Raw genomic sequence first — 14,269 nt, forward strand, 5'->3', positions numbered from 1 at the left:
CGGACTGCTTTCAAAAGCTGAAGGAAAGACTGAGGCCAACTTATTCCTCCCCAGGAACCTGGATTTGGCCTGATTGTGGTTGGCTGACAGTATTGCCGCCGGCCTTGTTTCCTTATCAATTTTACAGACACTGTCTGTAAAAAGCGCGGACGGCACAAAAGGCCAGATAAGGAAACGCCTCACTGAGCCTACCCGCCCGAACCCTGCTGACAACGCTTTCATTCCCACACCCCAGGCAACCCCTGCAATTGGTCAGCGGCTCGAAGAGGCCACCCGGGGCGGAGTGTGTCAGGTATGGTTGGGGACAGGGGAGCTGGAGTGTGCCCCCCTGCCTCATGAACGCACCGGCTTGTCCACGTATAAAAGCGGAGTAACATCTCGAATGAAAAGGGATGGACAAGGCCGGGAGCTAGCGGCCATCAATGCAGATCGACACAATTACCTCCCTGCTTGTTGCATCCATACCTAATGTGTCCAGCTCTGGCAAATGAAGGCTGCCTGTGGCGCTTGGCAAATCAGCTTTAAGATTTATGTAATAAATGCTTAGAACAATTTGGATTTTTATAACTTAGGGGGATTTGGGCAAAATTCTGCAGCTATCACAAATCTATAACGCTCATCGATGATTTGTTCTGCCAGGCAAATCATTCAATTACAAGCAAATAACTTAGTCCCTTTCAATTTAAGCAGCAAGCGTGCTAGGGCTTTCCTCATCATTCGGAAACAGTCCAGGCTTCCAAGTCATAGGTACAAAAGGCAATCCCAAAAATTCGCGGTGCCGCCCCTGTTCAATAAAGTCGCTTCCACCCGAATACTCGATCCTCCAGACATTAAACGGCTTGACCTTTTGAATAGCGACAAAAGCAAAGCGTCGCCCTACTCCTTCCTCTGCCCCGAGCGAGTCGAGATAGAAGGCCGCCTGTCGGTCATAATCATATTTGAGACAGCTGGCTACAAAGTCTTCTCGGGTACGGCATGATGTGGATTTAATATCGACAACCAATCTGTTTTTGTATACGATATCCAACCGCGATTTCAATGTTAATCCAGTCTCGGTGTCTTGCCAAAGACGCACTTCCTCCTTAGAAGAAAATTGAAGGATCCATTTGAGAAATTTATCCTCACGGGCGACTCTAGCCAGTTTATTAACTAATTCCAAATCCACAAAAGGTGGATTTGTTCCGCCTTTGCCGGGTTCCAAAATCATTTCGTGTAATGCAGTACCGAATGCAAAAGCTTTCACGGGTATCTTTTCAGAACGACCAAATAAAAAATTTCTAAATTCGGTTAGATCGCTATTGCTGATGCGAGGGATTGAACGATATTCCATGTGCGTAGGTGGCGTGATGGCCCGATGCTTAGCGCATCGGGCCGGGTTACTAAAAAATCATTTGGGTAATTCATCCCATGGAATGAACCCACATTGTGGCTCTATGTGAGCGTCTCCTAGAAATAAAATTCGCGGTTCAATCTCCTCTGTGGTGAGCGTGGTACTTATGGTTTGACCTTCTCCATTATATCCACAGATGAGGCCGTTGCCGCTGAAAGGCGCGTTTGCTCCTTTAAACATAAACTTTGGCGGTTGGGGATGGTGTAAAAGTCCTTCCTCATCAAGCCATAGATCATTTTTATGGTCAATAACTACACGTTCCACTATCTGACAGTCAATGACTTCATACATAGCATCTAGGTCGTTTTCGATTTGAATTTGGTAAACCTCTTGTTTAACAACGTCGATTTTGATGGCTGAAATAAGCATATGGTAAGGTTTTGAAGAAGCTCCCGCCCACTGGCGGGAGCCTGGTCTATGTGGTCATTCAAGCTGCTAGTCTGGGCGTTAGTAACACCGGAGCGACTGGCAGGCCCGGTAAGGATAAGCCATAAGCATAGGAGTCTGAAATAAGTCTGTGTACTCCTGATTCCGTTAAGGTTTCAGTCCTGTTAATCGGGTTCGCTTGTGCAAATGCAGCTAGTTCGGCCACAATGGCACGGTTTGCTGTTTCATACTGAAAAACAGCCCGATACCATGTTCCTTTGTGCGTAGTTTTCTCGTTGATCTTCTTTTCGCTGGTAACTTTCAGCACTATGTCGGAAAGTTTCAGGTCGTCATAGAAAAGCCGTTCCATCAGTCTACGCAGTTCGCAAACGCTACTGTTATTATACATCACGGAAGACATAGCCTTCTTGTCGTCTACGAAGAACAATTCCGCCCATGTCTCGACCCGGCCACGGGCAAAGAGACTATTTTCAAAAATCCTCCAAGCGATGGGTTGAAAAGTAAAGCTGTCGCCGACATCTTGTTTTCCATCGATATTAAAACGACCATTTTGGGCATTAAATCGGTATTGTCCTGTACTGCCTGGCATATACTTAATCGTATTTGACAGGTCTGAGGTCTCGGTGTTGCTGCGGCTTTTGACATTGGGAATAAAGTTTGGAGTTGAAAAATGGCCGGAAATGACTGCCTGTCCGGCCAACGGGTGATTCATCTAGCTAGTGGCTGGCCGGATGGTAATAATTCCGCTTTGCACCTCGACGGTAACGGACTGGCCGACATCAAATCCTGCTTCGGCAAACCAGTTGCCCGCCAGTAGAAGGGAAGGAAAAAATCTGGTTCGGCAGGTTCGCCAATTGGGCCGTGCCTGGTAGCCAATTTTTCGGGGCCGGGTCTGGTTTACGTTCGATGAGTTCATTCTGAAAATGTTAAAAAGTTGCTGGGATTGGAATGGATAATGTGCTTTTCAGTACGGCCAAATGGCTGCTTACCATGCTTCGTATGCTTCTATCTGAGCGGCGAACGCTTCGTCTTCTACTTGTTGGGCTCCCTCTGCATCATGCTGGCTGTTCTGCCAAAAATCCCGTGTTTGCCATTCCGTTTCATGTCTGGGAACTTCTAATTCCAAGGTGTTTTTCATTGGTCCAGTTTATAGTTTTAATGCTGTTTTCCTTACTGGTTGACTACATAAAGATAAGTCATTATATCAAAATATTAAAATAATGAGATAGCAAAATTACAGATTTTGGTGTAGTGCCAAACTTTTGTTCCCTTCTATTCAACAAGTTACATTTGGCTTACAAGGAGCATTGAACACGTACTAAGCCAATTATTAGTCGATGTTTTAAAATTTTGATATAGCAACCTTTCATTATATCAAAATATTGGATTTCTTTGCATTAAATCACATTGAACTAATGAAAGAGGACACACGAATTATTTCCGTTTGCTCTCAGAAGGGGGGCAGCGGAAAATCAGCCATCACCATCTGGCTGGCGAATTGCCTGAGCCGGGAAAATAAACGGGTGCTGGTATTGGATGCCGATGGACAGCGAACCATCGCCAAGCTGCGGGCCAGGGAGATAGAGAGACTCGGTGAGCCGGAAAACGCTTGTGAAGTAATGGCCACGGACGACGTGGCTTCGGTGTTGGATGAACGTTACGAAGACTACGACATCATCTTCCTGGATCTACCCCGAATGACTGGACCTGATGAGGCGGTAATGGCACTAACTTTTTGCGATAGTCTCCTTGTCCCTATCCGGTTGGGAGATTCCGATGTCTTATCGGCTTTTGAGTTTATCAAGGCAGCTAAGAAGATGGGGGATATTCGTATGGAACGTGGTTTTGATTTCAATATTTACGGTGTCCAGAATTTTCGGCAGCACAACCTGCGGGAGAACAGCGATATCGACCGTTACGCCGAAATGCTGGATATAACCATTTTTGAACACGCGCTTCCGAACCGGGCCGATTTCATGCGGGTGGGTACTACGGACTGCCCGCTGGACTATACCAGCATCGCCGAACCCTACGGAGCATTTTATCAGGAATTCAAGCAACGTTACCAAATATTATAATTATGGCAAAAAATAAGAAACCGTTTTCCTCTCTACTGGATGATCCAGAAGCCAAGAAGAGCATTCAGGATGCGCTGCAAGCTCCGGCGCAATTACCAAAGGATATGAAGGCTGATACTGCCCCAATCCGGCCCCAAGAAAAAGCCGAATCGGACGGGTATCAAAACATTACAATTCGTAAATCGGTGCACCGCCTACTGAAAATAGCTTCCATCCAACAGGGTATGGAAATCAGGGAATTAGCCTCAGAAGCAATCGCCAACGATCCAAGAATTCAGGAAATAATGGAGTTGATGAAAAAATAATAATTCTGTCACTTGCTTTTTACATTACGACACTTTTAAATTTGTGCCCAAGATGACGACTCAAATAATGGTCACACTCTTGGGCGCAATTATTTGTTGTTTATTAATCTATCTACTCTATCGGATATATAATAAATATTGTAGTATTCCCCAAAAATTAGTAACCGTACCATTACAGACAAATCGTTCCGCTTTGCTGACGGAACAGAAGAAAGTTGTCAACGAACGACGCAGGCAAATCAGAGGGGAATCCACCGTCCAAAAGACAGGGCAAACGGAACCCTCAAATCAGGAAAATGCAAAACCTGAAGCTGTAGACGCTATGGATTCTGGTTTTGGTGAAGACCTGGGCTTAGCCATTGAGCAAACCCAGACAGAGAATGCGAGTACGCTTGTAAAGTGGAGGAGGTCGAGATTTGCCGACATGGAAAGTGCGGCTAAGGAGTTGAAAGATATTTACAACCGTAACAGCAAAATAGTATGAGAATATAAACTTCATTTTGGCCCGATACCTCTTTAACGGGCCCACTAATCCAATTTACGTATAAATCCAGACGGTGTTCGCGCAAGCGAGTGCTTCCAATCCATACGCACTTTTTGTGCTTCTGGCGGAGCTTTGCCTTCTGTTTTACACCGCCTAAACCTCGTTTTTGTATCGGGGCGTTCCGTTACGATTGTGCCGTAAGTCTTGGGAAACACACACTAATTTGACATTAAAAGTCTCAATTTCAATTAGTTACCAAACATAAACAATCAAAATGAAACCGATCAAAATGAAAAAGACAGTAATCTGTTTCGCTACTCTAGCATTCTCCTGCTTTTCGATGAATCTTCTCGCTCAGGGGGCAGGAGGTTCTGTGTCACAAGCCTTGACAGGCTACTACCAAACTATTGTCACCATCGGCAACGTGATTTTCGGTATTCTGATGGTTGTGGGCGTCGTGAAGGTCGTATCCTCCTTTATTAGTAACTCCCCCAATTCAGTCCGCAACCTGCTCTATCTGGTGGTGGGTGCCGTGATTTGGTTTGGTTTCAATCTAATAGTTACTGATGTCCAGACTACTTCGGGCGGCTCGACGGGCGGTTACACGCTTACCAAGTAGGCATGAAAGTCCAAAAGTCCTTAGAGAAGCCGACCCGGATTCTGGGGATGCGAATGCAAGAGTTAGGTCTGTATGTCAGCTTGTTAATTGGTCTCATAACGCTGGCGTCCTTGGCCCGAACGATTGTCCCTGTTCCTCGCGCCGTTTACGGGATTATTCTGGTACTACTCGTAATGTCGTGGCTTGTACTGCGGTGGGGTGAGCGCCACAAACACCCGTCTTTTCTGATTTCAATAATTTCCTGGGCTTGGCTCCAACCTAAAAAAGTCAATCACGTAATTATCAAACTTCGTGGCAAAAACAGTCAACTATGACGCGGTATTTCCCGTTTTCAGCATTGAGAATAGCAGCGACGGCGGAGCGGTAGCAGTTATGAAAGATGGGCGCGTTGCTCTTTGCTACCGGTTTGAAGGTGTTGAAGCTGAAAGCATCACGGACGGGGAGTTCGATGCCCTAAGTTCGGCTTTTTACCGGGCTTCCCGAACGCTTCCTGTCGGTACAGTCTTACAGAGACTGGACGCTTACCATACCGAACGTCACCGGATTCCCAAAGGTTTGAGGGAGAAAGTAAATGCGCCATTTACCCAGCAACAGCATGTCCATATGCAGGACAAGCCTGTGTTGCACCACGCAGCCTACTTATGCCTCTCTTTTGGGAACGAGCGGCAACCTCGGACCAATGCTGCCAATACAATCTGGGCGCGTCTGGGGTTACCGATGCTTAAAAACCCTTTCGATGGCATCGACGCTTTGGCCGAACGGGCGGAACGAGCGGCCGAAGAGTTTGCCCAAAGCATTTCGCTCGGAAAGATACGGTTGACCAGACTAGATGAAGAAGAATTGGAAAATCTTTATTTCCAGTTCTTCAACTTGGATTTTGACCGACAACCGACGACCCTGAATCGGTCGATACAGCCGGATCCTACCTTCGTCGGGGTGGGTGAAAAGAAGGTCAATGTGCTAACCATGATCGGTCAACCTTCGGTGATCCACAACACCCAGCCCGGCCGGACTGGCGTGGAAGCTCCCTTCATATCCACTCTTGCTCTTGACTTACAAATACCGCACTTACTGGTAACGAGTTTCCTGATCGAGGACACCGAGAAAATGATAAGTTCGCTGGAGTTCGAACAGAAAATTAACCGCAATCTCGACTTCTTGATGACCCACGAGAACAAGATCAAAATGCTTGAACTCGAGGATTATATCGACGCGCTTCGTACGGACAATAAGAGCTTAATGAGTCTCAATCTATCGCTGGTGGTTTGGAGCACAGATAACAAGCTACGGGAGAAAATGGTGCAGCAAGGGATTGCGGCATTCCGGGCTATGGGTGGAGCCGATGTCTTCGTCGAAACGATGGATACGACCAATCTTTTCTTTGCCCTGGCACCCGGCAATGGCTACCAAAATTACCGCTGGCTACTAATGTCGGGCGACAATGCGGCCTGTTATCTTAATTGTGCGACGAATTACCGCACGGCCAACCAAGGTGAATTACTCGCCGATCGCTACGGAAATCCGGTTTTGGTCAATTTATTCAATACAGACCTGAACAATCAAAACAGCGTGGTCGTGGGTCCAACCGGCTCGGGTAAATCCTTCACGATGGGTTATTTTATGCTTCAGCGTTACGAGGCCGGTCGTAGACAAATCATCATTGACGTTGGCGGTACTTACCTATCGCTAATGACCGCTTTGGGCGGACGCTACTATCAATACGATCCGCAGAAGCCGATCAAGTTTAACCCCTTCGGTATTCATATGGATGCGGAGGGCAAGTATCTTCCCGATGGAGATAAAATCAATTTCCTCTCTACGCTGCTGGCCATAATCTGGAAGGGCTACAAACGCCCGATAAGGCAGGCGGAACGCTCGGTTCTGGTACGACTTATCCCAATTTATTATGAATGGTATAACACACAACCCGAGCCGCCAACGACTGTTCCCAGCCTCATTGGATTCTATGACTTCTTGTATCAATACTTGAAGGACAATGACAACTGCGAGGAATTAATCCGCTGGCACAAAGCCTTTGACTTCGCAGAATTCTTTACCTGCCTGGAACCCTTTGTGGTGGGTCACTACCGAGATGTACTGGACGCCAGCGAAAATGAAGACATCAGCGCCTACCCTTTGGTATGCTTCGACATGGCCCGAATCAAGGACAACGAATTGTTGAAATCAGTGGTCACGATGCTAATCACCGAGCTTTCCCTAGACGTGATCCGCCGCTTTCCAAAGGATGTGAAGTACCTCTATATGGACGAAGCATGGTCTATGCTTTCGGAAGGAATGGGCGATTTTGTGGAAATGATGTACCGAACCATTCGCAAGAATAACGGCTCGATGTGCATCATTACGCAGGGGGTGAAGGAAATCGAGGATTCGACGGTCGGCCCGGTGATTGTGGCCAACGCCGATACCAAAATCATTCTAAACCACCAAGATGCCAAGCAACTTGATCGGGTCTCAGCGGTACTGGGCTTCACCCGGCACGAAATGGAGAAAATGCGCTCGATCAGAGTAACCAAGACCTGGCGGGAAATCTTTATCCGACAGGGAGAACACGGAAAAGTGTACCGTCTGGAAGCGGCCCCAAACATCTATCCCCTGTTGACTTCGAAGCCCGCCGAACGGGAACATCTACGTGATTTGACCCAGACCTATCAGGGGAATATTGTGTACGCCGTGCGCCAATACAACGAAGACAAAGCCGAAGGAATCATTTAAACCATTTATCGCGTGAAAGAAGAATCGTTTAGCTTTCTGATGGCTAGCAACGGTGATCTCATCCGTACTAAGGTACTAGGGTTGGCGGCGTTGCTCATGATGATCAATTTCCTTTGGGCTCTGGGCCGCACTTTCCTCGTGTCTTCCGATCTGACCACCGACTACACGCCTCTGATCAGGGCTATTATACTGACCATTGTACTAACACTCTACGGAGATCTACTGAACATCGTAACGGGCATGATCGACCTCATCGCCGGACTTTTCGCGCCAAAAGACCCGCAAGAGGTACTGGCGTCCCTGAAAGCTATGACTGCCAAAGTAGACGGTGCTTTCACCACAGCCAACTCAAACCTCTGGAAGGATTTCGACTTGTCCTGGGACTCGGATCAGATGAAGAAGGACATCGACATCGTGCTGGGCGTGATGAGCAATTCTATGGAAATGGTCATTCTAAAAATGGTTCGTCTGGTGGCCGAAGGTTTGACGCTACTCATCCGGGCTTTCGTGGCCAAGATGCAGGTGCTGGTCACGGTCTTCCTCATGATTACCGGGCCGATTGCCATACTGGTTTCCATGATTCCCGGCTTACAGGGCGCAATGGGCTACTGGTTTCGGAATTTGCTTCATGCCAAGTTTTGGGCTTTGACAATTGGCGTCCTCGACAATATGGTCAATTTCTACGTGGATAATCTCGTGGATACGCATATCGACAATATGATGAACAACGCCTCACTGGAAGAGCGATTCGGGGCTGTGTTCAATTTGGTCGTGGTACATTACTGCGTGATTGGGGCCTACCTGGCCACGCCCTTTTTGACAAACGCTTTCATTGGCGGTATGACCTCGGCCGGAGGATTGGGAAGTTGGGCGGCAAGCAAAGGGGCCAACCTGCCTGGTTCCGCAGCCCGCACCGCTCAGACAGTCAGCAGAATGGGGTCGGGCGGTGGCGGCGGTTCAGCATCTCGTTCGAGCAGTTCCACCGATAGAAGAAGCGTTTCAGATAATTCAACCGAAAAGCCTAAATACCAAAACACCGAGCGAGGAGATGCCTTGGCTGAATACGATAATAGTCCCAAGCGCAAAGCCGATCGTGAATCATAAATAGAATTCCTATGATGCAGCAAGCGAATAACGTAACAACTCTGATTAAGTCCTTAAAAGTCATCTGCCTGGGCCTGATAGTTGCTTTGGCACTGAGCAATGTCTTCTGGCTGTACGCCTACTTAAAGGAAAGCAGCCAAAATGCCGAGCGAGTCTATATGGTTGCTGATAACGGGACCAATGCGGCAATCTCAGCCGGACAGGTTCAGCCTACGCAGTACGAAGCGCGAAATCTGGTGCGGTCATTCATGGATCTCATGTTCCAGCATGACGCCAACACCTTCCGCGAACGGGTAAACCACGGCATGAAGCTGGTGGACCACAATGACGGTCGGGCGATTTACGAAACCTTCAAGCGGGGAAGGGTACTCGAGAACTACCACCGCTACAACTCACATACCAACTGGACCTGCGACTCGGTGAGGGTGGATATGAGCGTTGAGCCCTATCAGGGATTTGTCTGGGGAGCGCAGCAGGTAGTGTATGACAATCAGATCGCCGTTCAGCCCGTCGCAGCGCGATTCACGCTCTCGCGCCGCCTTCGCTCGGACATCAACCCCTATGGCCTCTTAATCGATACCTTTTCTTTCATTGAATACCCGCGCGCAATTCAGACCGACGAAGCACGATCGGTAGCCGAAAACCACTAACTGAGCTATCACAATGAGCAAGACAACCCTTTTTCTAATGCTGGTCATAGGGGTATCCCAATGGTGCCAGGCGCAAGCTTACCTCCCCGATACCATCAAGATCAATCGCACCTCGACAACCTATCTAATTTTCCCGTCAAAGGTGGCCATGGTGGATATTAGTCCAGAATATCTGGTAAAAATAGAATCGGGAAACATAGTTTTTGTCAAGCCTCGGACGACCTCGGCACGACTTACGCCTCTGCTTGTCAGAACTTCCGACAATACCTACCTGGGTTATCTGAGTGTATCAGAAGGAATGTCAGCGGCTTTCGTGGATATAAGTAAAATGTCACTGCCCGTCCAAACTGAGGTTCACTTGCCTGAACTGCCTGCGCTCCCCCCAACGGGTCAGACTACCATTCCCGCCAGCACACCTAACAGCGACCAATTACTCGCCTCACTAAATCCCACGGCGACAATTACCCCGGTTGTGAATCAGCCTGTTTATGATGAGGAATCAGCTTTCAACGCCGAAAATTCTCTGAAAACTCGGATGGATTCCTTACTGAGCGGATGGCCCCAGAATTTCGATCAGGAACGAAACAGTGGCATCATGGTCAAAATCACTCACCTGTTGCACGATTCCACGAATACCTATATCCAGCTTACCATACATAACAAAACTTCTATGCCCTACCTCCTCGATCAGGTTAGCTTCTGGTATCAGAACCAAGCCAGAAAACGAAAAGGGGTATACCTCGACGGGGAGACTTACCCAATGGAGCCGATAGTCGAAACAGTACCTGACAGAGTTGAAGCGGATCAAAAAGTTCAGTTACGATTTGCTCTGCCGCAGTTCGCTCCACAGAGTCGAAGTGAGTTTGTGGTTAATATTCGGGAAAAGAGTGGCACTCGCAATGTCACGCTCAATCTGCCCATGAAAACCGTTTTGTACGCCCGGCCAAGAAAGCCTGCTTCAAACCACAACGAACTCAAAAAGGAAACAAACAAAGATCGTTTTTCAAATTTAACCTGGTTTTGGAATGACTGGAAAAAGAAAAAAGCGTGATGCTGAATTGCAGGACGATGCATTTGACGATACCGCATCAGAATGGGAACAATCGGACTCTCCTACCCCACCCTTTGACGATGAAGGACAAGCGTCAAGTCTCAATGGGTTTGAAGATGATTTTGACGAGAGTGGCTTTCCAGGCGAGAATGAAGAAGAGCACTCTTCAAGTGATAAGTGGCACGAGGAAGGAATACTAGACGAGGAAATTGCCGATGAAGAAGTCATAGATGAAAAATCCTTTCTAGAGGAAGACGAGGAAGAGGAATTCTTGGATGATGAAGAGCCGGAAGAAAATGTTCCAAACGCTCGTGCAAACATCCCAAAGTCAGCAAAGCCTAAACGGGTCATCTTGGCATTGGGTGTTGGGTTGATTGCCGTGGCCGCCATCGTCTTTATGATTTGGAAAATGACGGTTTCCTCGAACGGATTTCGGGCCGCGCAAATGGCTCCGGTTCCGGCAGAGCCGATTGATGTGGCTGAAAAGGAACGGCCTCAAAACACTCAACCGACCGATTATGCCGATGATGAGCAAATGCGGACGATGAATTACGACAATGTGAACAGTATCTACGGTTTGGCGCTCAAACAGCAGGAAGAAAACCGAAAAAATCCCAAGGGTACTGATTCAATCCGGCAGGATGCTTCCGTGCAGCAAGAGTTGAATCGCTCCCAGCAATTGGCACGACAGCCGCGTAGCCGGAATACCTCGACCAGCCAAACGCCTCCTCCCCGTCGTTCGCAGGAAGAATACTCAACTGCCGACGATCCTTTTCGCAACAAAGTGCGGGATGAATACCTCATGCGCGCGGGCTTCAACACGGTTAAGGCTGAGGGCGAAAAAGGCAGTGGTGCTACGTCTGGTAATCAGTACGAGGCATCCGATATGTCCGTCGCGGGGCATAGCCAGGTTGAAACCAACGATCCCATTCCTGGCGTGGTAAGCGGCGATCAAACGATTTCCAATGGTTCCCGCGTCATGTTCCGAACGCTGGCCAACGCTATGATTCGCGGTCGTTTTGCTCCAAAGGGCTCGATCCTGGTTGGATTCGCTCAGGTAAACAACTCGCGGGCTTTATTCAATATTACGACGCTTCGACTCCTGGCCACGGGCGAGGCGGTACCCATCCGTATGCGTGCCCTCGACATCGACATGAACGAGGGTTTAGCCGTACAATCCGAAAAGCCCGCCCGGCAACAAGTCGATCAAGTGACTAACAGTGCTTTGAACCAAGCAGCCGGACAAGCGGCTTGGTCGGCGGGCTATTCCGTCAACCGCGCGACCCAGATTCAGGGTGCCGGCAATGCGTTGGCTACGCTTGGTGCGGGTCTGGCGTCCGCCGCTACGACGGGCCGTCGTCGTGAGGTTCGGCAAAAACTGCAATTGCAAGATGGTTTCAAGGTATTCTTTATTCCCGTCAAATGAAAAAATCAATCATTCTCTGCCTTCTGGCGTCGCTGCTGATTATACCTACTCCCGCCACCAGCCAAATCGAAACGATTATTAGCATGGGCCTTTCACTGCTGGGAATTGGCGGGGGAAAAGACCCCTACGCCAAGGCCCGGTTATTGGAACTGAAAAAGATTCTGGATAAGAACAAGAAGGAGCTGGCCAAGCTTGCCCGTATCGAGGAAAGCGCGCAAGGTACCGAACTCTATACCCAGGCTCAATTGGAGATCAGCCGGAGCGTCGAGGAGTTGATGCGCTCCGTCTCGGAACTGAAAGCCATCCGTTCGCGCGACGGACAGATTCGCTTTAATGATTTGGTCGTGTTCAATCAGATTCAACAAGAGGTAAACCAGTACCTTAGCGGCTATGTGTCGGCAGCTTTCTTGCATCAACTTGAAAAGCAAATCGTCAACGGTGCCGCCCGGAACCACACCCTGGCCCATAACAGCGGCAGCAACATCTACGATCTGTTTTTTGGGAAATCGGGACTGGATGCCAGGCAACCCGCCAACCTGACCGACCTGGGTACGGCACGGGGAGAGGAGGCTTTGCACCTGCTGCAATTCCAGACGGCGACCCAGAAAAAGAAAATTGTTCAGTCCCTGCTGTACTATAAGCTAGCCGATGAGCTGTACGCCCAATCCGTCACGCTGAACAATGCCTTAAATGACGAGCAAAATGGAACCGCGCTCGACATTGCCCGCCGCCTCCGGCAAACCATCATGCAAAGGATGTCTCAGTCCAGTATTCAGCAACTGATCAGCGATCCGCCTAATATTGGTTCCGGCTTCGATCTCATGTCGCTGGGTGACATGGGCAATCTACCGGACGCGATAGGTAGCCTATTTCAAACCATGCTAGATCAGGTAAACAACGACGCCCAAAGCTTTCTGTCGAGCATGGACGGAGCCTTCCAGAATCCGCAAATCATAGATCCGATGGCTCCCGATATGGGCTACTTCTCCGAACAGAACGCTCCGCGCGGCCTAAGACTGACGACCGGAGAACGGGCTTCCCTACAAAAGTCGGCAATGGACATGGCCACGCAAGCCGTGGAATACCGCCGAAAGGGTGATGCACTTATGGAGGAATCATTAGAAAAGACGCCCCTTCAACAAGTGTTCGAAATGAAACGCGCCCGCACTTATATGCAGGAATCGTATCGCTACCTTGACCTCTCTTTGTAATATGAAAGATAACTCAGACATGAAGTCCCGCGCCAATCTGAACGGCAGCGCAGGTCTCAACGGATCCGCCGAAACCCATATAGCTAACGATCCGGCATCGAAAAAAAGCCAGCCAAAGGCTGCGGAGATAAACAAGATCAGGCGATTTTTGGAAAACCTGCGCCAAACTACTTCACAAGTCAAGGCAGATCAAGAGGAAGATTTGAAGCCTGGTCAGATACTAACTGCCAAGATATCCGCTATTATATCCAAGTACCCGTTTCAAACCATCGGCGGCTTGCTGGCTCTGTTACTGGTAATTGTCCTATTCAAGACCTTTTATCAAGGCAAGCACTGGCAAGCGAAGCGGACCGCCGAGGAGGCTTTTTACGTGGCCAACGAATACGCGCGCAACAATAGCACTAACCTATACCCCTACCTCTCCAACGCCTTCCGCCGCGAAGTGCGCGAGCTACCGGGGCTCCTCCCCCTTTCCATGCAGAACGCCACACGCGGTGGCACCATTACCGCCGCCGAAGCCGTGGCCTTACGCGAAATCACGCCCGATTCCGTCGTTGTCGAGGTGAATTTGGTATTTGGTGGGGATAGTGGTAAGCCTGGGCTAAAAGAGAAATGCTTCCAGGCACTGGTGTATGAAAAAGAGCATTGGCGGCTGGGGCTGAGTTACAATCGGTAAGCTTGACTGTGTGCTATTTTACCTATTGCATCTTTCGAGAGGCAAAATAGATTTGGATAACTATCACGCTCAAGGTGTAGAGTTTCGTATCTGATTAGTGAGGAGAACAGTCGCACCTCACCCATCGGTTATCCAATCCGTGTATCCTGTTTAAA

General features: G+C 48.8%; 16 protein-coding genes. 11 read left to right on the forward strand and 5 right to left on the reverse strand.

Annotated features, from left to right (window positions below; translation table 11 throughout):
* Positions 1 to 682 precede the first annotated feature (682 nt).
* The 5 genes from GBK04_RS00195 to GBK04_RS30110 all read right to left on the reverse strand — a co-directional run bounded on the left by GBK04_RS00195 (position 683) and on the right by GBK04_RS30110 (position 2,915).
* On the reverse strand, positions 683 to 1,330 hold the full coding sequence (locus GBK04_RS00195) for a PD-(D/E)XK nuclease-like domain-containing protein (RefSeq protein ID WP_152755800.1): 648 nt from the start codon (positions 1,328 to 1,330) through the stop codon (positions 683 to 685).
* Between the two features lie 57 nt (positions 1,331 to 1,387).
* Positions 1,388 to 1,759, reverse strand: a complete 372-nt coding sequence (locus tag GBK04_RS00200; RefSeq protein ID WP_152755802.1) for a DUF3846 domain-containing protein — start codon at positions 1,757 to 1,759, stop codon at positions 1,388 to 1,390.
* A gap of 58 nt (positions 1,760 to 1,817) precedes the next feature.
* On the reverse strand, positions 1,818 to 2,489 hold the full coding sequence (locus GBK04_RS00205; protein ID WP_152755804.1) for a hypothetical protein: 672 nt from the start codon (positions 2,487 to 2,489) through the stop codon (positions 1,818 to 1,820).
* Complete coding sequence (locus tag GBK04_RS00210) at positions 2,490 to 2,693, reverse strand: SymE family type I addiction module toxin (RefSeq protein WP_152755806.1); 204 nt, start codon at positions 2,691 to 2,693, stop codon at positions 2,490 to 2,492.
* Positions 2,694 to 2,762: 69 nt separating this feature from the next.
* Positions 2,763 to 2,915, reverse strand: coding sequence for a hypothetical protein (locus GBK04_RS30110; protein ID WP_373330559.1), 153 nt, complete (start codon positions 2,913 to 2,915; stop codon positions 2,763 to 2,765).
* A 277-nt stretch (positions 2,916 to 3,192) separates the two neighbouring features.
* Between GBK04_RS30110 and GBK04_RS00215 the strand changes: the two genes are divergently transcribed.
* From GBK04_RS00215 to GBK04_RS00270, 11 genes are all read left to right on the forward strand, one after another.
* Positions 3,193 to 3,855 carry a ParA family protein gene (locus GBK04_RS00215; protein WP_152755808.1) on the forward strand — a complete coding sequence of 221 codons (663 nt, stop codon included), beginning with the start codon at positions 3,193 to 3,195 and terminating at the stop codon, positions 3,853 to 3,855.
* Positions 3,856 to 3,857: 2 nt separating this feature from the next.
* Positions 3,858 to 4,160 (forward strand): hypothetical protein, encoded by a 303-nt coding sequence (locus GBK04_RS00220; protein ID WP_152755810.1) that lies wholly within the window; start codon positions 3,858 to 3,860, stop codon positions 4,158 to 4,160.
* A gap of 52 nt (positions 4,161 to 4,212) precedes the next feature.
* A complete protein-coding gene (locus GBK04_RS00225; protein ID WP_152755812.1) occupies positions 4,213 to 4,644 on the forward strand; it encodes a hypothetical protein in 432 nt (143 codons plus the stop codon).
* 274 nt (positions 4,645 to 4,918) lie between these two features.
* Positions 4,919 to 5,263, forward strand: a complete 345-nt coding sequence (locus tag GBK04_RS00230; RefSeq protein ID WP_373330560.1) for a hypothetical protein — start codon at positions 4,919 to 4,921, stop codon at positions 5,261 to 5,263.
* A gap of 291 nt (positions 5,264 to 5,554) precedes the next feature.
* Positions 5,555 to 7,996, forward strand: coding sequence for a TraG family conjugative transposon ATPase (locus GBK04_RS00240; RefSeq protein ID WP_373330561.1), 2,442 nt, complete (start codon positions 5,555 to 5,557; stop codon positions 7,994 to 7,996).
* A gap of 12 nt (positions 7,997 to 8,008) precedes the next feature.
* Positions 8,009 to 9,100, forward strand: coding sequence for a hypothetical protein (locus GBK04_RS00245; protein ID WP_373330562.1), 1,092 nt, complete (start codon positions 8,009 to 8,011; stop codon positions 9,098 to 9,100).
* A gap of 11 nt (positions 9,101 to 9,111) precedes the next feature.
* Positions 9,112 to 9,750 (forward strand): hypothetical protein, encoded by a 639-nt coding sequence (locus GBK04_RS00250; protein ID WP_152755818.1) that lies wholly within the window; start codon positions 9,112 to 9,114, stop codon positions 9,748 to 9,750.
* A gap of 13 nt (positions 9,751 to 9,763) precedes the next feature.
* Complete coding sequence (locus GBK04_RS00255; RefSeq protein WP_152755820.1) at positions 9,764 to 10,801, forward strand: DUF4138 domain-containing protein; 1,038 nt, start codon at positions 9,764 to 9,766, stop codon at positions 10,799 to 10,801.
* Positions 10,776 to 12,227 (forward strand): conjugative transposon protein TraM, encoded by a 1,452-nt coding sequence (traM, locus tag GBK04_RS00260; RefSeq protein ID WP_152755822.1) that lies wholly within the window; start codon positions 10,776 to 10,778, stop codon positions 12,225 to 12,227. Before GBK04_RS00255 ends, traM begins: the two co-directional genes overlap by 26 nt.
* Positions 12,224 to 13,438, forward strand: coding sequence for a hypothetical protein (locus GBK04_RS00265; RefSeq protein ID WP_152755824.1), 1,215 nt, complete (start codon positions 12,224 to 12,226; stop codon positions 13,436 to 13,438). The genes traM and GBK04_RS00265 overlap by 4 nt, the downstream gene beginning before the upstream one ends.
* A 1-nt stretch (position 13,439) precedes the next feature.
* Entirely contained in the window at positions 13,440 to 14,114 is a 675-nt protein-coding gene (locus tag GBK04_RS00270; RefSeq protein WP_152755826.1) for a hypothetical protein, read from the forward strand.
* The last annotated feature ends 155 nt before the right edge of the window (positions 14,115 to 14,269 follow it).

Source organism: Salmonirosea aquatica, assembly GCF_009296315.1.
Classification (GTDB): domain Bacteria; phylum Bacteroidota; class Bacteroidia; order Cytophagales; family Spirosomataceae; genus Salmonirosea; species Salmonirosea aquatica.